This is a genomic window from Streptomyces sp. 130, assembly GCF_007096885.1.
Classification (GTDB): Bacteria; Actinomycetota; Actinomycetes; order Streptomycetales; family Streptomycetaceae; genus Streptomyces.
The window spans coordinates 123,759-143,338 of the sequence record NZ_VJNO01000005.1; the positions used below are offsets into that span (position 1 = coordinate 123,759).

Below are 19,580 nucleotides of genomic sequence, written 5' to 3' on the forward strand. Positions count from 1 at the left end.
TGCGGACAGGCCGCCGGGCAGGTGAGGAGGAAGATGAAGAGGAGCCGGCGCCTACGCCTGCGGCGTCCCGTCCGCCGCGATCCGGCCGAAGCCGAGATACGGCCGCAGGGCCTCGGGCAGGACGAGGGAGCCGTCCTCCTGCTGGCACTGTTCGAGCAGGGCGGCCAGGGTGCGGCCGATGGGCAGGCCGGAGCCGTTGAGAGTGGCGACGAGCGTGGGCTTGCCGTTCTCGTCGCGGGTGCGGATGTGGGCGCGCCGGGCCTGGAAGGTACCGAAGTCGGATACCGAGGAGATCTCGCGGTACGTGTTCTGGCTCGGAATCCAGACCTCGATGTCGTACGTGAGCCGCGCCGAGAAGCCGGTGTCGCCGGCGGCGAGCATGACCACGCGGTAGGCGAGGCCGAGCTCCTTCAGGCACGCCTCGGCGTGACCGACCATCCGCTCCAGCTCCGCGCCGGCCTCCGCCGGGTCCACGATGCGCACCATCTCGACCTTGGAGAACTGGTGCTGGCGGATCAGGCCCCGGGTGTCCCGGCCGTACGAACCCGCCTCGGACCGGAAGCACGGGGTTTGCGCGGTCAGGGCGAGGGGAAGCTCGGCGGGCGGGATGATCTCGTCCGCGTACAGGTTGGTCAGCGGGACCTCGGCCGTCGGGATGAGGAACAGCTCACGGTCGGCCACACCGGTCCGGAACAGGTCCTCCTCGAACTTCGGGAGCTGCCCGGTGCCGGTCATGGTCTTACGGGTGACCAGATACGGCACCGCGTGCTCGACGTAGCCGTGGCGGCGGGTGTGCAGATCGAGGAAGAGGGCCGCCAGGGCGCGTTCCAGGGCCGCGCCCGCACCGCGCGCGACCGCGAAGCGGGGGCCGGAGAGCTTGGTCGCCCGGGCGAAGTCGAGGATGCCCGTCGCCTCGCCGAGGTCGACGTGGTCCTTCGGCTCGAAGGAGAACACCGGGGGCGTGCCCACGCGCCTGACCTCGACCGCGTCCGCGTCGCTGTCGCCGTCCGGGGCCTCGTCGGCCGGGAGGTTCGGGATGCTGAGGAGGAGGTCGCGCAGCTGCTCCTGGACCCGCTCCTGATCCGCGTCGATGTCCCGGATCTCGTCCTTCAGCTCGCGGGCCCGCTCCTTCAGCTTGGTGATGTCACCGCCCTGCCGCGCCGTCTGCTGGACCTCGCTCGCCACCCGCTTGGACTCCGCCCGGAGCTCGTCGGCCGAGCGGATGTTCTGGTTGCGCCGGGACTGGAGCTCCTCCAGCGCGGGCAGATCCAGCGTGTAACCGCGACGAGCGAGCCGGCGTACCGCTTCGGCACCCATGTCGATCAGGGCGCGGGCATCATGCATGGGGAAGATCCTTCTGGTCCGGCGAACGGGACGGTGCGTTGTCGCACCGACGGTAGCAATCGGCGCACCGCCCGCGACCCTCGATATCGCCGGGACCGCCCGGCCGCCCGGCGCCCGCAGGGGCCCGAGCCGGACCCCGCCGAGCGGCAAACGGCTGCAAACCGGTCGGTCGGCGGTGGTTGTGCTGGCCGTCGCCCCCGGCGCTCGCCATGATGCCGCCCATGACCAAGAGCGACGACGGCCGAGACATCACCCTCCGGATCGCCCAGGAGCCGGCGGCGGACGAGCTTCTCGCCCGCAGTCCGCTCGCCGCCCTGGTGGGCATGCTGCTCGACCAGCAGGTGCCCATGGAGTGGGCCTTCGCGGGCCCCTACGCCCTGGCGCGGCGCATGGGCAAGGACGATCTGGACGCCCATGAGATCGCCGCGTACGACCCGGAGGCGTTCACCGGACTGTTCACCGCCAAACCCGCGTTGCACCGCTATCCGGGCTCGATGGCCAAGCGGGTGCAGCAGCTGTGCCAGTTCCTGGTGGCGCAGTACGACGGTGAGGCCGCCGCCGTGTGGAGCGATGCCGCGACCGGGGCCGAGCTGCGCCGGCGGCTCAACGCCCTGCCCGGCTTCGGCACGCAGAAGGCGCAGATCTTCCTCGCGCTCCTCGGCAAGCAGTTCGGGGTCCGGCCGCCGGGCTGGCGCGAGGCGGCGGGACCGTACGGGGAGGAGGGCTCGCACCGGTCCGTCGCGGACATCACGGGCCCGGAGTCACTGGCCGAGGTGCGCGCCTACAAGCAGGAGGCCAAGCAGGCGGCGAAGGCCGCGAAAGCCGCGGCGAAGGGCAAGTGAGCCTCCTCGTAGGCGGCATGGTGGGAATCGTGGCTGCGCCCGGTGGCCCGTGACCGGTAGGCTTTCCGTGTGATCTTCAAGCGCATCGGAAATGGGCGGCCTTATCCCGACCACGGCCGGGAAAGCACCCGGCAGTGGGCGGACGTCGCGCCGCGCCCGGTCCGCCTCGACCAGCTCGTCACCACCAAGGGCCAGCTGGACCTCGAAACCCTGCTCGCCGAGGACTCCACGTTCTACGGCGACCTGTTCGCGCACGTCGTGAAGTGGCAGGGCGACCTCTATCTGGAGGACGGGCTGCACCGCGCGGTCCGTGCCGCGCTCCAGCAGCGCCAGGTGCTGCACGCCCGCGTGCTCGAACTCGGCTGACGCCCCGGGCCCGTACGGGGTTCGTTCGGGTGTTTTCCCACCCGGACGGGTGCGATCCATTGATCATTTAGTAGGCATCATCACCGGGTCGCACTACGCTGCGCCCATGAGCATGCTCACTCCCCCCGGCATGGGCGGAAAGTACCGCATCACGGGTGACAAGTACCCCCGCATGCGACGCCCCCGCCGCCGTAGCAAAGTGGTCCTCGCCACCATCGCCTCCGTGGTCGCCCTCGGGCTGGCCGGATGGGGCACGCTGCAGCTCATCGATGTCTTCACCGGCGGCGACAAGACGGCCAGCGCCGCCGACCGGGCCGGGCACTGCCCCTCTCCGAAGCCGTCGAAACCCGCCAAGGTGCTGCCGCAGCCCGCGAAGATCACGGTCAACGTCTACAACGCGACCACGCGCGGCGGTCTCGCGAAGGCCGCGGCCGACGAGCTGAAGAAGCGCGGGTTCAAGATCGGCGAGGTGGGGAACGCCACCGCCGCGTACGACAAGAAGGTGCCGGGAACGGGCATCCTGCTCGGCGCCCCGGCCGCCGCCGACGGCACGTTCCCGGTGCTGGGCGCCCAGCTGCCCGGGGCCACCACGAAGACCGACGCCCGCAAGAACGGGGAGGTCGATCTGATCATCGGAAAGAAGTTCACGGAGTTCAGCAAGCCGCAGACGGCCGCCGCCGCGCTGTCCGCGCTGACGAAGCCCGCTCCGGCGCCCTCCTCCTCCTGCTGACTGCCGAGGACGGCGCCGAGAGCGGGTGCGTTCGGTGAGACGCGCCCAGGTCCTGTCCGGCGCTAGTCGGCGGTGCCGTACATGCGGTCGCCCGCGTCGCCGAGGCCCGGGACGATGTAGCCGCTCTCGTTGAGCCGTTCGTCGACCGAGGCGGTGACCACGGTGACCGGCGTCCCGGCGAGCTCGCGCTCCATCACCTCGACGCCCTCGGGGGCGGCCAGGAGCACGACCGCGGTGACGTCGTCGGCGCCGCGCCTGATCAGCTCCTGGATGGCCGCGACGAGCGTGCCGCCGGTGGCCAGCATCGGGTCGAGCACATAGACCTGGCGGCCCGAGAGGTCGTCGGGCATCCGGCTCGCGTAGGTGGACGCCTTGAGCGTCTCCTCGTCGCGGATCATGCCCAGGAAGCCCACCTCGGCGGTCGGCAGCAGCCGGACCATGCCGTCGAGCATGCCGAGACCGGCCCGCAGGATCGGGACGACCAGGGGACGGGGGTGCGACAGCTTCACGCCGGTGGTGGGTGTCACCGGGGTCTCGATGTCGACCTGTTCGGTGCGCACATCGCGGGTGGCCTCGTAGGCGAGCAGGGTCACCAGCTCGTCGGCGAGGCGCCGGAAGGTCGGGGAGTCGGTGCGCTTGTCGCGCAGGGTGGTGAGTTTGTGCGCGACCAGCGGGTGGTCGACGACGTGGATCCGCATGACACCCAGCGTAACCGCGCCTCCCGTACCCATGCGCTGGCATCATCCACACGTTCGGGGGGAAGGTGGTGGCATACGGACCCAGCGACGCAGCCAGCCTTGGGGGTGAGGAGCCGATGGCCGAAGGGGCACAGAGCGACCGGGACCACGGGAACGCGCGGAACCCCAGGGTCACACCGGACACCCCCGACGCACCGGACACCCCCGACGCGCCCGAGACCGAGGCACAGCGCCGGCGGCGGCGCGCCCAGTTCCTCCGCGAGCTCCACGAGGCCAAGGCGCTGCGCGACCGGGTGCAGCCGCGGCGGGTCAAAGCCGCCCGAATGCGCCAGGCCATGCGGATGCGTACGTTCCGCTGGTAGCCCCTCCGGCCTGCGGAAAAGCCGCTGGTGACGGTGGTGGAGAGAACTGATGGCCGACTCAACCGCCGAACTGCTCTCGCGAAGCGCCGGTTTCTGTCACGATGCCGAATGGGCGGGACGCAGGGCAGCCGGAGCACCGACTGCTCCCCGCCCGGACCGGCCCTTGGCCCCGAGACCAGTGGGAGAGTCACGGTGTACTTCGCCGCACTGCTCGCGCGCACCGAAGACGGGTGGGAAGCGAGCGACACGGAGCTCGACGATGTGGAGACCCTGTCCGACCTGACGGATCTGGCCCGTGACGCCTCGGTTGACGAGGACACGGTGCTCGTATTCATCGAACAGGAGGACGCCTGGTTCGGCGTCGTCCGTGTGGACGGTGAGGAGGACCCCCGGATCTACGTCTCGGACGCCTCCGCCGCCGCCCGCTCCTCGTACGGGGAGATCCTGCTCACCGACGAACTGCTCGGCCGCGAACCGGGGGCCGAGGACACGATCGCCGCCCTGGAGGAGCTCGTCGGCCTCGACGGCACGGAGGACGGCGAGCCCGAGACCACCGCCAACGACGACGATGACGACGACGGGCCCTCCGCGGGCGTCGTCCCGGCCGGCCCGATCGGCGACTCCGGGGTCCTGTCCGACCTCGGGCTCCCCGAGGCCGAGCTGCTGATGCTGCGGACGGACGCCCTGGCGGAGATCGCGGACGCGCTGGGAGCGGCCGAGGTGCTGGAGACCGTCCGCTAGGGTCCCCGGGTGGCCCGAGAACCCCGTCCGCACGCCCCGGCCCCGCCCGATCCCGTACGGGACCCCTGGCGGGCGGCGATGCGCCGCGCCCTGGCCGAGGCCCACCGTGCGGCGGCGACCGGTGACGTGCCGGTCGGCGCCGTCGTTCTCGGCCCGGACGGGGTGCCGCTGGCCGCCGGGCACAACGAACGCGAGGCGACCGGCGACCCGACCGCGCACGCCGAGGTCCTGGCGCTGCGCCGGGCCGCCGCCGCGCTCGGTGAGTGGCGCCTGTCCGGCTGCACCCTGGTGGTCACCCTGGAGCCCTGCACGATGTGCGCGGGCGCCCTGGTGCAGGCCCGGGTGGGCCGGGTGGTCTACGGCGCCCGGGACGAGAAGGCCGGTGCCGCCGGTTCGCTCTGGGACGTCGTACGCGACCGCCGCCTCAACCACCGCCCCGAGGTGATCTCCGGGGTCCTGGAGGCCGAGTGCGCGGCCCCGCTGACGGCCTTCTTCCGGGACCGCTGACCTGCCCGGGCCGGTGCCCGCGGCGTCCTCCCGTAACGGATTTCGGCGTACGGCCAACATGGTCTAAGCTCTCTCTCGGTAGCGTGTCCGAGCGGCCGAAGGAGCTCGCCTCGAAAGCGAGTGTGGGGAAACTCACCGAGGGTTCAAATCCCTCCGCTACCGCCATCGAGAACCGCCCTCGAACCGTGTGAACGGATCGGGGGCGGTTTCGCGTGTGCCCGCGCCCCGGGCCGGTTGGTCACCGGACCCCGCGCTGGGGGATCATGCCGGGGGCGGCGGGACGCCCGCCGGGGCCGGCCACCGCCGGCCGGGCAGCCGAGGGAAGAAAGCACTGGCCGTTATGCAGATCGTGCGGGGCAAGAAGCTGGAAAAGGCCGCCGAGGGTGAATTCGAGCGGCTGGTCCAGGAGAGTTCCCGGGTCGTCGTCGATGTCGGTACGGGGGACGCCCGGGCGTCCTATCGCATCGCCAAGGAGAATCCCGGCTGGCTGGTCGTGGGCGTGGACCCGGCCTGGCAGCGGATGACGCAGACCGGCATTCGCAGCCGCCGCAAGCCCGCCAAGGGCGGCGTACCCAATCTGCTGCTCGTGAACGCGTCGATCGAGAACGCCCCCGAGGAGCTGGTGGGGGCCGCCGATGAATTGCTGGTCCTGATGCCGTGGGGGAAATTGCTGCACGGTCTCGTGCGCGGTGACGAGGACATCTGGGGCGGGCTCCGGAACGTCGCCAAGCCGAATGCGCCGCTCACCGCGACGGTCGGCACCAGCATCTGGCGGGAACCGGTGCCGCGCGACATCCAGGGGCTTCCGGAGCTGACCGGTCCGTACGTCGAGGAGGTCCTTGCCGAGAAGGCCCTCGCGAGCGGGTGGAAGGTCACCGGCTTCGAGCTCACGAAGGCCGAGGAGGCCGCCGCCGTCTCCTCGTCGTGGGCGCGCCGGCTGGACTCGGACAGCACCGAGGTCATCGCCACCCTGACGGCGGTCACGGCCGGGCCGGAGGCGTGAGCCCGGCGGGTCAGCCCGTCGGGAACTGCTTGCAGTACTCGTACATGGCCATGGCGCCGGCCGTGGCGACGTTGTAGCTGTGCGGGGAGCCCCAGACCGGGATCTCCACGCACTCGTCCACACACGCGAGCTCGTCCTCCTTGAGGCCGGTCCGCTCGTTCCCGAGGACGATGACCGACTTACGGGGAAAACTGATCTCGTGCAGGCTCTTCGAATTGGTGGCCTGTTCGAGCGCGATGACGGTGTACCCGTCCTCGCGCATCTTCTTCAGCACCGGCGGAAGGCTCCGGCGCATTTCGATCTCGACGTGCTCGGCACCGTCGCGCGCGATCTTCGGATCGAGTTTCACATTGCCGCAGGCGATGATCCGCTCGACTCCGCAGCACCCTGCCGTCCGCACCACGCTGGAAAGATTCACGCGGCTGCGAAACGCCGAGCACGCGATGACGAGCTCGCGCTTGCGGAGCAAAGGGGTGCCCGGCTTGTGACGGAGGTGTTCGAACATGCCGGGAAGTCTACTGGCCCCCGGCCGACCCGCTCCGCGCCCGCCGGCGCGGACTACCATGACCGGTCCGGACAACGCACCTAGGCCCTGGAGAAGGCAATGAAGATCCACGCCAGGGGCCACGGACACGTCCGCGCGACCCACACCAAGACCTTGGAGTTCACCGGCGAGCGGGAGATCACGCCCCGGGCGACCTGCGTCGTGGGGGTGGCCGCCGCCTTCGACCCGGAGGGTCTGGCCCTCCTGCGCGGCCCGGTCGCCGTCCGCCTGGCGGCCGGGCCCCATGTCGCGACCGGCACCGCCGTCGTCAACCCGCACCACGAGGTGACCGACCGCCTGGTGCTCCGGCGCAGCGACCACGCCTCACCGGACACCTTCGCCTTCCGCAGCACCCTGGTGGCGAGCGACCTCGGCCCGGACTTCGTGGCGGCGCTGGAGGACCCGGCGACCGAGGTGACCCTGACGCTGACCGAGACCGGGCCGCGCCGGCCGCTGGTCCTCGTCCACCGCCGCGGCCTGCCGGACCCCAAGGGGCGCCCGGGGCTCCTGTGGCGGACGGCGGACGCCTCGGTGGACCTGGACGCGTCGCGCGTCCCGGACGAGGCCCGCGCGGCCCTCGCGGACGGCGGGGTGATCGCCGCCTCCGTCTCCGGCCCGCTGGAGGGCGTCTCGCAGGCGGCCGGGGCGTGGCTGGCCGGGGCGGCGGCTCAGGGTGCCCGCTTCGAGGTGCCGGGCGACGCGACCGGGACCGTACCGGCGCTGCTCGCGGCGGGGCTGCCGGTCGCGCCGGCGGTCCACCTGGGCCGGACCGACCGCCGGGCGCTCGCGGCCCCGCCGCACGCGGAGCTGGTGCGGACCGCACCGGCCCCCGTGGTGTTCCGGGCGCCCGCCGCCGCTCTCGGCGCGCTCGCGGAGGTGCTGGCCGGGTCCGCGGAGGTCCGCCGGATCGCCGTGCCGGACGGGCAGCCCGATCTCGGGCACGGGGCGACGTGGCTGCCGCTCTCCGAGGCGGTGGCGGGCGTCGCGGCGCCCGGGGCCCCCGGGGCCGAGGAGGAGGGCGTGTTCGTCCTGGCGCCCCCGGAGCACGCCGCCTGGAACGTGGACCTGCGGCCCCTGGTCCCGCTGCTGGTGGAGCAGGGGGTCACCGCGCGCACCCTGAGCACGGTGCTCCGCCCGTTCGGGATCAGCCGGCGGGACCTGTACGACGCGCTGGGGGACGCGCCGGCTTCCCCGAGCGAGGGCGCACGAAACAAGGAGCGCGGCAGGAAGCAGTAGCGGCGCGAAACAAGGAGCGCGGCAGGAAGCAGTAGCGGCGCGGGAACAAGGAGCGCGGCAAGAAGCAGTAGCGGCGCGGAACAAGGAGCGCGGCGAGAAACAGCAGCGCCGCGCGGAAGAAGCGGGAGGAGGGGGAAGCGGCATCGGGGGGATGTGCCGCTTCCCCCGGTCACGGGGCCTGCCGCTCCTTGCCGCGGTCGGGGGAGGCCACGGCATGGGTCCCCGGCAGGGGTCCCGTTCCCGGCCCCCCGGAGTCCGGGGAGCTCACCCTCCATCATGCATCGCCGCCCCCCGCTCGCGGGCGGACCAAGGGCCCTGATGCACGGGACGTTGGTCCCTGGCTCCCGGGGCCCGCCGGACAGGCCCCAAGGGGTGTCCCTCAGGGGACGACAAGTGACGGAAACAGCAGAGGGATCCGCGCATGCGTGTGGATAGACTCGCCCGACCGCACAGGGGATCGAAACCGCAGGGGATCGAAGGGGAGTCAGGGGCTGATGGCGCAAGCGAGAAAGATAGCTCTCTGGGTGATAGGCGTCTTCGTGCTCTACACGATCATCAACTCCCCCGCCCGGGCCGCGGACCTGGTGCAAGTAGGGTTCGAGGGCATCGCGGACGCCGCGCAGAGCGTCGGCGACTTCATGTCCGAGCTCGTCAACTAGGGGTACCGCGTGATCCGCCATCTGGTCCTGTTCAAGCTGAACGACGGCGTCGAGCGGGACGACCCGAGGGTCGTCGCGGGGGTGGAGGCGTTCCGGGCACTGGAGGGGACCGTCCCGGAGCTGGAGTTCTGGGAGTGCGCCTGGAACATCACCGACCGGCCGATCGCGTACGACTTCGCCATCAACTCGGCGGTCGCGGACGAGGCCGCGCTGAAGCGTTACATCGAGCACCCGGACCATCAGGCAGCCGCCGGTCAGTGGCGTGAATTCGCCACCTGGGTGATCGCCGACTACCCGTTCTGACGCCTTCGGCCCTGCGAGCCCCTCACCGCGACGGTGAGGGGCTTTTCTTTGTCCCAGGGCCCGATGGACGCCCGGCGGGCGGTTTAAACCCCGACGGGGTCAACACGGCGCTATGGGGTGCTTGCACATAGTGGTCATGTCTTGTGATGCTATGACCGCTTTTGACGGACGGATTGACCGAAGTTGACCGCAAGTCGTAGCCGTAGTTGTCGACCGCGAAGGGGTGGCGTCACCGTGCCGGCCAGTACAGCGCCTCAAGTGCCTCCCCAGGTCCACCAGGCGGCACCGGCCGCCCCGCCCGCCGGGCCGTCCGCCCCGCCGCCGGGCCAGGCGCGGACGACGGTCCACGAGACCCCCGACGAGCAGGCCGCCCCCGCCCGGTCCCGGACCGCCGACACCAGGGCGCTCACCCAGGTGCTCTTCGGACAGCTCAAGGACCTGGAGCCGGGCACCGCGGAGCACGACCGGGTGCGCACCGCGCTGATCGAGGCCAACCTGCCGCTCGTGCGGTACGCCGCCGCGCGGTTCCGCAGCCGGAACGAGCCGATGGAGGACGTCGTCCAGGTCGGCACCATCGGGCTGATCAACGCGATCGACCGCTTCGACCCCGAACGCGGAGTCCAGTTCCCCACGTTCGCGATGCCCACCGTCGTCGGCGAGATCAAGCGGTACTTCCGGGACAACGTGCGCACCGTCCACGTCCCCCGACGGCTGCACGAGCTCTGGGTGCAGGTCACCGGCGCCACCGAGGACCTGACGACCGCGCACGGCCGCTCGCCCACCACCGCGGAGATCGCCGAGCGGCTGAAGATCTCCGAGGACGAGGTGCTGGCCTGCATCGAGGCCGGGCGCTCGTACCACGCGACCTCCCTGGAGGCCGCCCAGGAGGGCGACGGGCTCCCCGGCCTCCTCGACCGGCTCGGCTACGAGGACCCGGCCCTCGCGGGCGTCGAGCACCGGGACCTGGTCCGGCACCTCCTCGTACAGCTGCCCGAGCGGGAGCAGCGCATCCTGCTGCTGCGGTACTACAGCAACCTGACGCAGTCCCAGATCAGCGCCGAACTGGGGGTCTCCCAGATGCACGTGTCAAGGCTCCTGGCCCGGAGTTTCGCCAGACTCCGATCCGCAAACAGGATCGAGGCGTAACCGAAACGGGTAGACCGTTTCCGGGGCGTTTCGCCGGGTCCAAAAGCCCCACACCCCTTGTTAACTGCGCGAACTCCCCCTGGACTTGTCGACAAGTCACTACAGCGCGTTGCCGACATGTGACATTCTGCGGGAAGTGAGTTTGCCGCAGCCCCGCCTCCGGTATTCAGGTGGAGGCTGCGTTCCTCCGATGGTCGTGGCCACCGCGACCGTCCGCGACCTCAAGGGGGTGGCATGTCCGTAGAACAGGGCAGCTCGAAGGTGCTCACGCTCGACAAGAGCGAGCCCGCACCCGTTGCGCTCACCAGCTCGCCGGAAGCCATCGACACCCGCACGCTCTCCCGCTCCCTGTTCCTGCGGCTCGCCGCGCTGGGCCCCGCCCCGGGCCCCGGCGGGACCGACAGCCCGGAGCGTGCCTATGTGCGGGACACACTCATCGAGCTCAACCTGCCCCTCGTGCGGTACGCGGCGGCGCGGTTCCGGAGCCGCAACGAACCCATGGAGGACATCGTCCAGGTCGGCACCATCGGCCTGATCAAGGCGATCGACCGCTTCGACTGCGAACGGGGCGTGGAGTTCCCGACGTTCGCGATGCCCACCGTCGTGGGCGAGATCAAGCGGTTCTTCCGGGACACCTCGTGGTCGGTGCGGGTGCCGCGCCGCCTTCAGGAGCTGCGGCTCGCCCTCACCCGGACCAGTGACGAGCTCGCACAGAAGCTGGACCGCTCGCCGACCGTCCCGGAGCTGGCCCGGGCGCTCGGGGTCTCCGAGGAAGAGGTGGTCGACGGCCTGGCCGTGGGCAACGCCTACACCGCCTCGTCGCTGGACTCGCCGGCCCCCGAGGACGACGGCGGCGAGGGCTCGCTGGCCGACCGGCTGGGTTACGAGGACACGGCGCTGGAAGGCGTCGAGTACCGGGAATCGCTCAAGCCGCTGCTGGCCAAGCTCCCGGCGCGCGAGCGCCAGATCATCATGCTGCGGTTCTTCGCCAACATGACCCAGTCGCAGATCGGCGAGGAGGTCGGCATCTCGCAGATGCACGTCTCCCGCCTGCTGACGCGTACGCTCGCCCAGCTCAGGGAAGGGCTCATCGCGGACTGAGTCCGGAGGTCCGGACGTGTCTCACCGCCGGCCGCCGGGTCCCCTCGGCGGCCGATGCGCGTTCCCGTGCGGCGCCGCCCGCAAACCGAAGCGCCGCCCCTCACGGATCAGCGGATCAGCGAGGGAGCGGCGCCAGGACGGATGCGGTCGGGGAGCGGGCGGGACGGCGTAACGGGTCGGGTCAGCCGAGCGCGAGCCAGGCGACCGCGCCGAGCACGATGACCACCGCGACGATTCCTGCGATCAGTCCGGTCCTCGGGCCGGAGGACGCGGCGGCGGCGGCGGGCTGCCGGCGCTGCGGTTCGCCCTCGTCGACGAAGGCGCGGAACATCTGGGTGCTGCCGGCCGGGTCGTAGGAGCCCTCGGGACCCTGCGGTGCGTGGGGATTGTGTGCCATGTCGCAGGACCCTAGCGAATTCGGGCGAACGGCCCAACCCCCGGGCGCCGCCCGCCGATCCGCCACCACTGTGGCGCAGACCACAACACCGCCTCCTTTACCGCATACCCTGCGGTCTTGACCAGTACCCGGCGCGCCCTTTTGCGTTCCTTTACTTCCGCAAGCCCCTTTTCGTTTGCCTGCAGCAACCAACGGCTTCTATGGTTGCCCTAAGCAACAAGATGACCGGTGAGACCGTCTGGGGGTCCCGTGGCCGCACGGAGTCAGTACGAAGAACTGGCCCGGCAGCTGAGCGCCATCGGGGCCGTCAAGAGAGGTCTCGCCCGCATCCTGCCCGCCGAATGCCCCGGTGGCTCCGCCGCCGTGCTGACTCTGCTGAGCCGGCACGGGGAGATGCGGATCAGCCGGCTGGCCGAGCTCCTCGCGGTTGACATGTCGGTGACCAGCCGACACGTCGCCCACGTGGCGGAACGGGGCTGGATCGAACGGTTCCCGGACCCGGCGGACAGGCGCTCCCGAATCCTGCGGCTGACCCCCGCGGGAGAAGGGGTGCTGGAGGACCTCTACCGCCGGTCGACCGAGATGTTCGCCTGCCATCTTCAGGATTGGTCCGACGACGAGGTCGGACAGCTCAACACGTTGCTGGCCCGGCTCCGCGACAGCTTCTCCTGCCGCGGCTCCGGAGGATGCGCCTCCGGAAAGCACAGCGGCGACTGCCGCGCCCGCCGGACCGACAGCCATGACGGCTCGTACACCCGTACACCCGCGTAACAGAAGCAAAGACAAGGACTTACATGGCTACGACCACACCAACCGGTGTGCGGGGCGGCCACGCCAAGCACGGAGGCCACGACGCCTCCGACGGCACGCCGATGACACACCGGCAGATCATGGAGGCACTGGCCGGGCTGATGCTCGGCATGTTCGTCGCGATACTGTCGTCGACCGTCGTCTCCAACGCCCTGCCGGAGATCATTTCCGACCTGGGCGGTGGGCAGAGCGCCTACACCTGGGTCGTCACCGCCTCGCTGCTGGCGATGACCGCGACCACGCCCCTGTGGGGCAAGCTGGCCGACCTCTTCAGCAAGAAGCTGCTGGTCCAGATAGCCCTGGTCATCTACGTCGCGGCGTCCGTCGTCGCCGGTCTCTCGACCAGCGCGGGCATGCTGATCGCCTGCCGTGTGGTGCAGGGCATCGGCGTCGGCGGCCTCTCCGCCCTCGCCCAGATCGTGATGGCCGCGATGATCGCCCCGCGCGAGCGCGGCCGGTACAGCGGCTACATCGGCGCGGTCTTCGCCGTCGCCACCGTCGGCGGCCCGCTGCTCGGCGGCGTCATCACCGACACCAGCTGGATGGGCTGGCGCTGGTGCTTCTACGTGGGTGTGCCGTTCGCGGTCATCGCCCTCATCGTGCTCCAGAAGACCCTGAAGCTCCCCGTCGTCAAGCGGGACGTCAAGGTCGACTGGACCGGCGCCTTCTTCATCAGCGCCGCCGTCTCGCTGCTGCTCCTGTGGGTGACGTTCGCGGGCGACAAGTACGACTGGATGTCCTGGCAGACCGGTGTGATGCTCGCGGGCTCCGTGGTCCTCGCGCTGCTCTTCGTCTTCACCGAGTCCCGCGCCAGCGAGCCGATCATCCCGCTGCGGCTCTTCCGCAACCGGACCATCACCCTCGCCTCGCTCGCCTCGCTGTTCGTCGGTATCGCGATGTTCGCCGGCACCGTCTTCTTCAGCCAGTACTTCCAGCTGGCGCGCGGCAAGTCGCCGACGATGTCCGGCGTGATGACGATCCCGATGATCGGTGGTCTGTTCATCTCCTCGACCGTCTCGGGCCAGATCATCACCAAGACCGGCCGCTGGAAGGCGTGGCTGGTCACCGGTGGCTTCCTGGTCACCGCCGGCCTCGGCCTGCTCGGCACGATCCGCTACGACACGACGTACTGGCACATCGCGGTCTTCATGTTCGTGATGGGTCTCGGCATCGGCATGATGATGCAGAACCTGGTGCTCGCCACGCAGAACCAGGTGGACCCGAAGGACCTCGGTTCGGCCAGCTCCGTCGTCACCTTCTTCCGTTCCCTCGGTGGTGCGATCGGCGTCTCGGCGCTGGGCGCCGTCATGGCGAACCGCGTCACCCACTACGTCAAGGACGGCCTCGCGGACCTCGGCCCGCAGGGCGCGGCCCTGGGCCACGGCGGCACCGGCGGCGGGGGCATCCCCGACCTGGACAAGCTGCCCGCCCCGTTCCGCACGGTCATGGAGGCCGCCTACGGGCACGGCGTCGGTGACGTCTTCCTCTACGCCGCTCCGGCCGCGCTGCTCGCCTTCCTGATCACGCTGTTCATCAAGGAGGTCGCGCTGAGGACCCGGGCCGCGGGCGACGCCCCGGCGCAGGCCGAAGCGCCCGCCGAGGCCCCCGCCGAGACCGTCACCGAGGCGGTCTCCGAGGGCGCCGCCGGGGTCACCGCCGTCGCCACCGAGGCGGCCCCCGCCGCCGGGACCGAGGCCCCCGTGGACCTGGCCGAGGGCGGCACCCCCGTCCGCGGTGTGGTCCGGGGCGCCGAGGGCGCGCCCGTGGCCCGGGCGGCCGTCACGCTGATCTCGCTCGGCGGCCGGCAGCTGGGCATCGCCGCGGCGCAGGCCGACGGGAGCTACGCGCTGGCCGCCCCGGGCGCCGGTTCCTACGTCCTGATCGCGTCGGCCGACGGCTTCCAGCCGCAGGCGTCCACCGTGGTCGTCGGCGACGAGGCGCTGGCGTACGACATCCTCCTCTCGGGTACGAGCGGCCTGGCCGGCACCGTGCGCGCCGCCGAGAGCGGCACCCCGGTCGCGGACGCCATGGTCATCGTGACCGATGTGCGCGGCGATGTGCTGGCCACCGGGAAGTCCGCCGAGACGGGCGACTTCACCTTCGGCGAGCTGGTCCCCGGCACGGTGACCGTCGCCGTCAACGCGGCCGGCTTCCGCCCGCTGGCCCTGCCGGTCGAGGTCGGCGGCCAGGGTGTCACCCGGGTCGAGGCCGCGCTCCAGGCCGGTGCGCTGGTCCAGGGCGTCGTGCGGGCCGGTGCGAGCCGCCGCCCGCTGCCCGACGCCCGGGTCACGCTGGTCGACGCGGCCGGCAACGTGATCGCCACCTCGACGACCGGGGAGGACGGGGCGTACGCCTTCGCCGACCTGGACGCGGGCGAGTACACGGTCATCGCGACCGGCTACCCGCCGGTGGCCGGTGCCCTGACGGTGGCCGGTCACGGGGTCGACGGCCACGACATCGAGCTCGTCCACCCGGGCGAGTGACCCACGCGGTCCGGGGACAGCCCCCGGACCCGTGCAAGACCCCTGGCGGGGGCGGCGTTCTTCGAGCGGAGGCGCCGCCCCGGCCGGCGGAAATGGGCCCCGGCGGCGGGGACGGCAGGCAGGGGACGGCCTGCCGTCCCCGCCCCGGGGCCCGACTCATTGAGTGACCCGGTCCGGCGGACGGACGGGTCATGAGCAAGGAGAGAGAACGGGATGGGACTTCGCGCACAGGTACGGACGCGGGACGGCTGGGCCGTGCAGCACGCGGTCGTGACGGTCACCGACATGACCGGCACGCAGGTGCTGCGCGCCTCCGCCGACGAGACCGGGGCGGTACGGGCCGACACCCCGCTGGCCGCGGGCGCGTACACGGTGATCGTGACGGCGGTCGGGTACGCCCCCGCCGCCTCCACCGCCCTCGTCACGGCGAGCGGCACCGCCGACGCGGGCACGGTGGTGCTCGGCCGCCAGGGCGGCGTCGAGCTGCCGCCGCCGGGCACCTGGTCGCTGGACCCGGCGCACTCCTCGGTGGGCGCGGTCGCGCAGCACCTGGGGATCTCCAGCGTGCACGGCCGGTTCACCGAGTTCGGCGGGCGCGTCGAGATCTCCGAGGACCTCCAGAGCTCCCGCGTCGAGGCGGTCATCGAAGCGGCGAGCATCGACACCGGCAACGGCATGCGGGACAAGCACCTGCGCTCCCCCGACTTCCTGGACACCGACCGCTTCCCGGAGATCACCTACCGCTCCAGCGGGCTGACCCCGGCCGGGCCCGACCGCTGGACCGTGCACGGCGAGCTGACGATGCGCGGCGTGACACGGCCCGTCGACCTCGACCTGAGCTACCTCGGCACCGGCCCCGACCCGTGGGGCGGGGTGCGCGCGGCGTTCAGCGCGACGGCCGAACTGCGCCGCGAGGACTTCGCCATGAACTACAACCAGGTGGTCCAGGCGGGCATCGCGGCGATCGGCACCACGCTCCGCGTCGAGCTGGACATCCAGGCCGTGCAGGGCGATTCCCTGCCCGCCGTCTGACAGGCCTCCACCGTAGGGTCGGTTCCATGGCACCCAACATCGCAACGAACACCGCCGTGGAACTCGACGCACTGCTTGACTTCGTACGGCCCCGGCACCGGGCAATCCTGCTGACCACCCGGGCCGACGGCCGCCCCCAGGGCTCCCCGCTCACCTGCGGCGTGGACGACGCGGGCCGGATCGTGGTCTCCACGTACCCGGAGCGCGCCAAGACCCGCAACGCCAAGCGCGACGCACGCGTCAGCGTGATCGTCCTGTCGGACGACTGGAACGGGCCGTGGGTCCAGATCGACGGGTCGGCCGAGGTCATCGACGCGCCGGAGTCGGTCGAGCCGCTGGTCGAGTACTTCCGGAACATCTCCGGCGAGCACCCCGACTGGGACGAGTACCGGGCGGCGATGGTGAAGCAGGGGAAGTCGATCATCCGGATCACCCCGGAGCGCTGGGGCCCCGTCGCCACCGGCGGCTTCCCGGCCCGCCTCGCCCCGTGATCGCCCCCGCCGTGCTGGACCGGGCCCGGATCGTCGCCGGGCCCGAGGTCGGCGAGGCCGCCGTGCGCCAACTGGCGGCGGCCACCGGGCGCGCCGTCGAACGCCGCCTGGGCGAGGGCCCCTTCGTGTACGTGGGAGCCTCGCTGCCCGACGCGGTGCGCGGGGCGGACCTGGTCTGGTTCCACAGCGTCAACGCGGGCACGGACGCCCTGCTGCGCTCCGGGCCCTGGCCGGACGGCGTGCTGCTGACCCGGACCGTGGGACGGATGGGCGAGCGGATCGCGCAGTACGTGCTGGGCTGGGTGCTCGCGGAGTGCCAGTCGGTCCCGGAGTTCGCCGCCCAGCACGCCCGCGCCGAGTGGCGCCGCATCGACTCCGAACTCGTCGCCGGACAGACCGCCGTGGTGCACGGCATCGGCCGCATCGGCTCCGCCGTCGCCACGCTGCTCCGGGCCTGCTCCATCCGGACCGTGGCCGCCGCCCGCACCCCGCGCCCGGTGCCGCCCGGCTTCGACGCGGTGGTCCCGGCGGACGAACCGGTGGCCGCCCGCTGGGTGGTCGCCGCGCTCCCGCTGACCGGGGCGACCACCGGCTACTTCGGGGCGGACCGGTTCGCGGCGATGGGCGGGGCGACGTTCCTCAACGTGGGGCGGGGGGCGACGGTGGATCTGGGGGCGCTGGAGGGGGCGCTGCGCTCCGGGGCGGTGGGGCGGGCGGTGCTCGATGTGCTGGCCGACGAGCCGGCGGCGCCCGGGGACGCGTGCTGGCGGCTGCCGCGTACGGTCGTCACCTCGCACTCCGCGGGGATCACGGCGGACGAGGACATCGTCACGGACTTCGCCGCGTGCCGGCGGGAGGTGGCGGCGGGCCGGGTCCCGGCGCTCACGGTGGACACCGCCCGGGGCTACTAGCGCGGTTACCGGGCGCGCTCCCGCATCGCGTCGATCCCCGCGATCAGCAGGTCCAGCGCGAAGGCGAAGTCGCGCTCGCGGGTGTCCTCCACGGCGGCCCCGCCGCGTGCCGCCGTCAGGCCCGGCGAGCCCTCCACGAAGCCGTCGAGCCGGGGCTGCTCCTGGATCGCCGCCATCGCCTGCCGGACGTACTCGTCCTGGGTGAGCCCCGCCTCCGCGCTCCGCCGCGCGAACCGGCCCTCGGCCGTGCCGAATCCGTACACGAACTGGAAGACCGCCGACAGCGCGCCCCCGTGGTCCTCCGGCGGCAGCCCGGTCGCCCGGATCACGTCCCGCACGGTGCGGGTCACCAGCAGCGCGTGCGGCCCGAGGTTGAGGAACCGGCCCACGAGCGGCGAGACCCAGACGTGCCGCACCAGCAGCCCCCGGTACGCCGCCGCCACCGCGCGCAGCCGGTCCTGCCAGGGGGCGTCGGCGTCCGGCGGCGCGATCTCGGCGTGCACCGCGTCCAGGGCCAGTTCCAGCAGGTCGTCCTTGGTGTCCACGTACCAGTAGAGGGACATGGCCGTCACGTCCAGCTCGGCGGCCAGCCGGCGCATGGAGAACTTCGCCAGGCCCTCGGCGTCCAGCAGCCGCACCGTGGCCTCGGTGATCCGCTCCCGGCCGAGCCCGGCCGGCTGGTCCGTGCGGCGGGAGCGCGCGGGCTGCCGGGGCTCCAGCCACACACTGGAGCGGACGGGGTTCTTCACGCGGTCGGCCGCGGACACCATGGCGCACTCCCTCGTCTCGCCGGCGGAACGTACGGACCGGCCGCCTGCCGCGCACCCGTGAAACGGAGGCGTACGGTCCGGCGCGTCCCGCCCGATGCTATGCCGCTGCCGCGCCCGGACCGGCCGGACATCGGGGTGGTTGGGGCGTACAAGCGTCTTCTCGTGGGTACGGTGCCGGTCGCCGCATCGGATTACGACCTGCCCCGGAAGCTGGAGTGATATGTCACTGCGTCGTCGTACGGTGGAAGTCCTGGTGGCCGCGGGATTGCTGGGGGCCGCGCTCGCGCCTCCGGCCACGGCGGCGGAGCACGGGCAGGCGCCCGGGCGGTCGGTGCCGCTGCGCGTCGCCACGTACAACATCCATGCCGGGGCCGGCATGGACAACGTCTTCGATCTCGACCGGCAGGTGGCCGCGCTGCGCGCCCTGGACGCGGATGTGATCGGGCTCCAGGAGGTGGACGTCCACTGGGGCGACCGCAGCCAGGGGCGGGACCTGGCGGCCGAGCTGGGCCGGCGGCTGGGGATGCACGTCTCCTTCGCGCCGATCTACAGCCTCGATCCGGTGGCGGAGGGCGGGCCCCGGCGGGAGTTCGGCGTCGCCGTGCTGTCCCGGTACCGGATCGTGAGCGCCGAGAACCACGACCTGACCCGGCTCTCCACGCAGGACCCGGACCCGGTCCCGGCGCCCGCGCCCGGCTTCGGCGAGGTGGTGCTGAAGGTGCGCGGGCTGCCCGTCCATGTGTACGCGACGCATCTCGACTACCGGGGCGACCCGTCCGTCCGCGTCGCCCAGGTCGCGGACACGCGCCGGATCATGGCGGAGGACCGGGCGCGCGAGCGGCGGCCGGTGCGGCAGATCCTGCTCGGCGACTTCAACGCGCCGCCGGCCGCGCCGGAGCTGGCGCCGCTGTGGAAGGAGCTCACCGACGCCGAACCGGGCGGGCCGACGTACCCGGCGCTGAATCCGGTGCAGCGGATCGACTACGTGGCCGTTTCGAAGGACACCGTGCGGGTACGCGGCGCGGCGGTGGCCGAGGAGTCGCTCGCCTCGGACCACCGCCCTGTCGTGGCCGACCTGTTGCTGCGGCGCTGAGTTCCCGGGCC

Annotated in this window: 23 protein-coding genes and 1 tRNA gene; 19 read left to right on the forward strand and 5 right to left on the reverse strand. The window is 72.1% G+C overall.

Annotated features, from left to right (window positions below; all coding sequences use genetic code 11):
• Nucleotides 1-51: 51 nt before the first annotated feature.
• Nucleotides 52-1,344 (reverse strand): serine--tRNA ligase, encoded by a 1,293-nt coding sequence (gene serS / locus FKN01_RS06675; protein ID WP_143617398.1) that lies wholly within the window; start codon nt 1,342-1,344, stop codon nt 52-54.
• A 221-nt stretch (nt 1,345-1,565) separates the two neighbouring features.
• Here serS and FKN01_RS06680 point away from each other — a divergent pair, with 221 nt between their 5' ends.
• The 3 genes from FKN01_RS06680 (at nt 1,566) to FKN01_RS06690 (ending at nt 3,282) form a co-directional block, all read left to right on the forward strand.
• Complete coding sequence (locus tag FKN01_RS06680) at nt 1,566-2,186, forward strand: HhH-GPD-type base excision DNA repair protein (RefSeq protein ID WP_143617400.1); 621 nt, start codon at nt 1,566-1,568, stop codon at nt 2,184-2,186.
• A gap of 69 nt (nt 2,187-2,255) precedes the next feature.
• On the forward strand, nt 2,256-2,552 hold the full coding sequence (locus FKN01_RS06685) for a type II toxin-antitoxin system VapB family antitoxin (protein ID WP_003955420.1): 297 nt from the start codon (nt 2,256-2,258) through the stop codon (nt 2,550-2,552).
• 130 nt (nt 2,553-2,682) lie between these two features.
• The gene (locus FKN01_RS06690) at nt 2,683-3,282 is read left to right on the forward strand and encodes a LytR C-terminal domain-containing protein (protein WP_143617602.1); all 600 of its coding nucleotides are present in this window, start codon (nt 2,683-2,685) and stop codon (nt 3,280-3,282) included.
• Between the two features lie 62 nt (nt 3,283-3,344).
• Here FKN01_RS06690 and upp read toward each other — a convergent pair whose 3' ends face one another.
• Nucleotides 3,345-3,980, reverse strand: coding sequence for a uracil phosphoribosyltransferase (gene upp / locus FKN01_RS06695; protein WP_143617402.1), 636 nt, complete (start codon nt 3,978-3,980; stop codon nt 3,345-3,347).
• Between the two features lie 116 nt (nt 3,981-4,096).
• On the opposite strand from upp, the gene FKN01_RS06700 reads away from it, so the two are divergent.
• From FKN01_RS06700 to FKN01_RS06720, 5 genes are all read left to right on the forward strand, one after another.
• On the forward strand, nt 4,097-4,342 hold the full coding sequence (locus FKN01_RS06700) for a hypothetical protein (RefSeq protein ID WP_143617404.1): 246 nt from the start codon (nt 4,097-4,099) through the stop codon (nt 4,340-4,342).
• 192 nt (nt 4,343-4,534) lie between these two features.
• Nucleotides 4,535-5,083 carry a hypothetical protein gene (locus FKN01_RS06705; RefSeq protein ID WP_143617406.1) on the forward strand — a complete coding sequence of 183 codons (549 nt, stop codon included), beginning with the start codon at nt 4,535-4,537 and terminating at the stop codon, nt 5,081-5,083.
• Nucleotides 5,084-5,161: 78 nt separating this feature from the next.
• On the forward strand, nt 5,162-5,590 hold the full coding sequence (tadA, locus tag FKN01_RS06710; protein WP_260696809.1) for a tRNA adenosine(34) deaminase TadA: 429 nt from the start codon (nt 5,162-5,164) through the stop codon (nt 5,588-5,590).
• Between the two features lie 77 nt (nt 5,591-5,667).
• A tRNA-Ser gene (locus FKN01_RS06715) sits at nt 5,668-5,755 on the forward strand.
• 175 nt (nt 5,756-5,930) lie between these two features.
• Entirely contained in the window at nt 5,931-6,593 is a 663-nt protein-coding gene (locus FKN01_RS06720) for a class I SAM-dependent methyltransferase (RefSeq protein WP_143617410.1), read from the forward strand.
• A gap of 10 nt (nt 6,594-6,603) precedes the next feature.
• On the opposite strand, the gene FKN01_RS06725 is transcribed toward FKN01_RS06720, so the two are convergent.
• The gene (locus FKN01_RS06725; protein WP_143617412.1) at nt 6,604-7,098 is read right to left on the reverse strand and encodes an RNA methyltransferase; all 495 of its coding nucleotides are present in this window, start codon (nt 7,096-7,098) and stop codon (nt 6,604-6,606) included.
• Nucleotides 7,099-7,197: 99 nt separating this feature from the next.
• On the opposite strand from FKN01_RS06725, the gene FKN01_RS06730 reads away from it, so the two are divergent.
• The 5 genes from FKN01_RS06730 (at nt 7,198) to FKN01_RS06745 (ending at nt 11,582) form a co-directional block, all read left to right on the forward strand.
• Nucleotides 7,198-8,373 carry a DUF371 domain-containing protein gene (locus FKN01_RS06730; RefSeq protein ID WP_143617414.1) on the forward strand — a complete coding sequence of 392 codons (1,176 nt, stop codon included), beginning with the start codon at nt 7,198-7,200 and terminating at the stop codon, nt 8,371-8,373.
• Nucleotides 8,374-8,867: 494 nt separating this feature from the next.
• The gene (locus FKN01_RS32465; RefSeq protein WP_185992772.1) at nt 8,868-9,032 is read left to right on the forward strand and encodes a hypothetical protein; all 165 of its coding nucleotides are present in this window, start codon (nt 8,868-8,870) and stop codon (nt 9,030-9,032) included.
• Nucleotides 9,033-9,041: 9 nt separating this feature from the next.
• Complete coding sequence (locus FKN01_RS06735; protein WP_143617416.1) at nt 9,042-9,335, forward strand: Dabb family protein; 294 nt, start codon at nt 9,042-9,044, stop codon at nt 9,333-9,335.
• A 258-nt stretch (nt 9,336-9,593) separates the two neighbouring features.
• A complete protein-coding gene (locus FKN01_RS06740) occupies nt 9,594-10,481 on the forward strand; it encodes an RNA polymerase sigma factor SigF (protein ID WP_143617418.1) in 888 nt (295 codons plus the stop codon).
• Between the two features lie 234 nt (nt 10,482-10,715).
• The gene (locus FKN01_RS06745; RefSeq protein WP_143617420.1) at nt 10,716-11,582 is read left to right on the forward strand and encodes an RNA polymerase sigma factor SigF; all 867 of its coding nucleotides are present in this window, start codon (nt 10,716-10,718) and stop codon (nt 11,580-11,582) included.
• 181 nt (nt 11,583-11,763) lie between these two features.
• Here the strand turns inward: FKN01_RS06745 and FKN01_RS06750 are convergent, their stop codons facing one another.
• Nucleotides 11,764-11,979, reverse strand: a complete 216-nt coding sequence (locus FKN01_RS06750) for a hypothetical protein (protein WP_143617422.1) — start codon at nt 11,977-11,979, stop codon at nt 11,764-11,766.
• 249 nt (nt 11,980-12,228) lie between these two features.
• On the opposite strand from FKN01_RS06750, the gene FKN01_RS06755 reads away from it, so the two are divergent.
• From FKN01_RS06755 to FKN01_RS06775, 5 genes are all read left to right on the forward strand, one after another.
• On the forward strand, nt 12,229-12,750 hold the full coding sequence (locus FKN01_RS06755) for a MarR family winged helix-turn-helix transcriptional regulator (RefSeq protein ID WP_143617424.1): 522 nt from the start codon (nt 12,229-12,231) through the stop codon (nt 12,748-12,750).
• Between the two features lie 23 nt (nt 12,751-12,773).
• Nucleotides 12,774-15,272, forward strand: a complete 2,499-nt coding sequence (locus FKN01_RS06760; RefSeq protein WP_143617426.1) for an MFS transporter — start codon at nt 12,774-12,776, stop codon at nt 15,270-15,272.
• Nucleotides 15,273-15,485: 213 nt separating this feature from the next.
• On the forward strand, nt 15,486-16,304 hold the full coding sequence (locus tag FKN01_RS06765; RefSeq protein ID WP_143617428.1) for a YceI family protein: 819 nt from the start codon (nt 15,486-15,488) through the stop codon (nt 16,302-16,304).
• Nucleotides 16,305-16,330: 26 nt separating this feature from the next.
• The gene (locus tag FKN01_RS06770; RefSeq protein ID WP_143617430.1) at nt 16,331-16,795 is read left to right on the forward strand and encodes a PPOX class F420-dependent oxidoreductase; all 465 of its coding nucleotides are present in this window, start codon (nt 16,331-16,333) and stop codon (nt 16,793-16,795) included.
• Nucleotides 16,792-17,706, forward strand: a complete 915-nt coding sequence (locus FKN01_RS06775; protein ID WP_143617432.1) for an NAD(P)-dependent oxidoreductase — start codon at nt 16,792-16,794, stop codon at nt 17,704-17,706. Before FKN01_RS06770 ends, FKN01_RS06775 begins: the two co-directional genes overlap by 4 nt.
• A gap of 5 nt (nt 17,707-17,711) precedes the next feature.
• Here FKN01_RS06775 and FKN01_RS06780 read toward each other — a convergent pair whose 3' ends face one another.
• Nucleotides 17,712-18,476 (reverse strand): TetR/AcrR family transcriptional regulator, encoded by a 765-nt coding sequence (locus FKN01_RS06780; protein ID WP_143617434.1) that lies wholly within the window; start codon nt 18,474-18,476, stop codon nt 17,712-17,714.
• A gap of 220 nt (nt 18,477-18,696) precedes the next feature.
• Between FKN01_RS06780 and FKN01_RS06785 the strand changes: the two genes are divergently transcribed.
• Complete coding sequence (locus tag FKN01_RS06785; RefSeq protein WP_143617436.1) at nt 18,697-19,569, forward strand: endonuclease/exonuclease/phosphatase family protein; 873 nt, start codon at nt 18,697-18,699, stop codon at nt 19,567-19,569.
• Nucleotides 19,570-19,580 lie beyond the last annotated feature (11 nt).

What these genes read in the sequence shown, in the direction of transcription:
- serS (WP_143617398.1), bottom strand. Translation starts at nt 1,344, where the DNA reads ATGCATGATGCCCGCGCCCTGATCGACATGGGTGCCGAAGCGGTACGC.
- FKN01_RS06680 (WP_143617400.1), top strand. Translation starts at nt 1,566, where the DNA reads ATGACCAAGAGCGACGACGGCCGAGACATCACCCTCCGGATCGCCCAG.
- FKN01_RS06690 (WP_143617602.1), top strand. Translation starts at nt 2,683, where the DNA reads ATGGGCGGAAAGTACCGCATCACGGGTGACAAGTACCCCCGCATGCGA.
- upp (WP_143617402.1), bottom strand. Translation starts at nt 3,980, where the DNA reads ATGCGGATCCACGTCGTCGACCACCCGCTGGTCGCGCACAAACTCACC.
- FKN01_RS06700 (WP_143617404.1), top strand. Translation starts at nt 4,097, where the DNA reads ATGGCCGAAGGGGCACAGAGCGACCGGGACCACGGGAACGCGCGGAAC.
- tadA (WP_260696809.1), top strand. Translation starts at nt 5,162, where the DNA reads ATGCGCCGCGCCCTGGCCGAGGCCCACCGTGCGGCGGCGACCGGTGAC.
- FKN01_RS06720 (WP_143617410.1), top strand. Translation starts at nt 5,931, where the DNA reads ATGCAGATCGTGCGGGGCAAGAAGCTGGAAAAGGCCGCCGAGGGTGAA.
- FKN01_RS06725 (WP_143617412.1), bottom strand. Translation starts at nt 7,098, where the DNA reads ATGTTCGAACACCTCCGTCACAAGCCGGGCACCCCTTTGCTCCGCAAG.
- FKN01_RS06730 (WP_143617414.1), top strand. Translation starts at nt 7,198, where the DNA reads ATGAAGATCCACGCCAGGGGCCACGGACACGTCCGCGCGACCCACACC.
- FKN01_RS32465 (WP_185992772.1), top strand. Translation starts at nt 8,868, where the DNA reads ATGGCGCAAGCGAGAAAGATAGCTCTCTGGGTGATAGGCGTCTTCGTG.
- FKN01_RS06745 (WP_143617420.1), top strand. Translation starts at nt 10,716, where the DNA reads ATGTCCGTAGAACAGGGCAGCTCGAAGGTGCTCACGCTCGACAAGAGC.
- FKN01_RS06750 (WP_143617422.1), bottom strand. Translation starts at nt 11,979, where the DNA reads ATGGCACACAATCCCCACGCACCGCAGGGTCCCGAGGGCTCCTACGAC.
- FKN01_RS06760 (WP_143617426.1), top strand. Translation starts at nt 12,774, where the DNA reads ATGGCTACGACCACACCAACCGGTGTGCGGGGCGGCCACGCCAAGCAC.
- FKN01_RS06765 (WP_143617428.1), top strand. Translation starts at nt 15,486, where the DNA reads ATGGGACTTCGCGCACAGGTACGGACGCGGGACGGCTGGGCCGTGCAG.
- FKN01_RS06770 (WP_143617430.1), top strand. Translation starts at nt 16,331, where the DNA reads ATGGCACCCAACATCGCAACGAACACCGCCGTGGAACTCGACGCACTG.
- FKN01_RS06780 (WP_143617434.1), bottom strand. Translation starts at nt 18,476, where the DNA reads ATGGTGTCCGCGGCCGACCGCGTGAAGAACCCCGTCCGCTCCAGTGTG.
- FKN01_RS06785 (WP_143617436.1), top strand. Translation starts at nt 18,697, where the DNA reads ATGTCACTGCGTCGTCGTACGGTGGAAGTCCTGGTGGCCGCGGGATTG.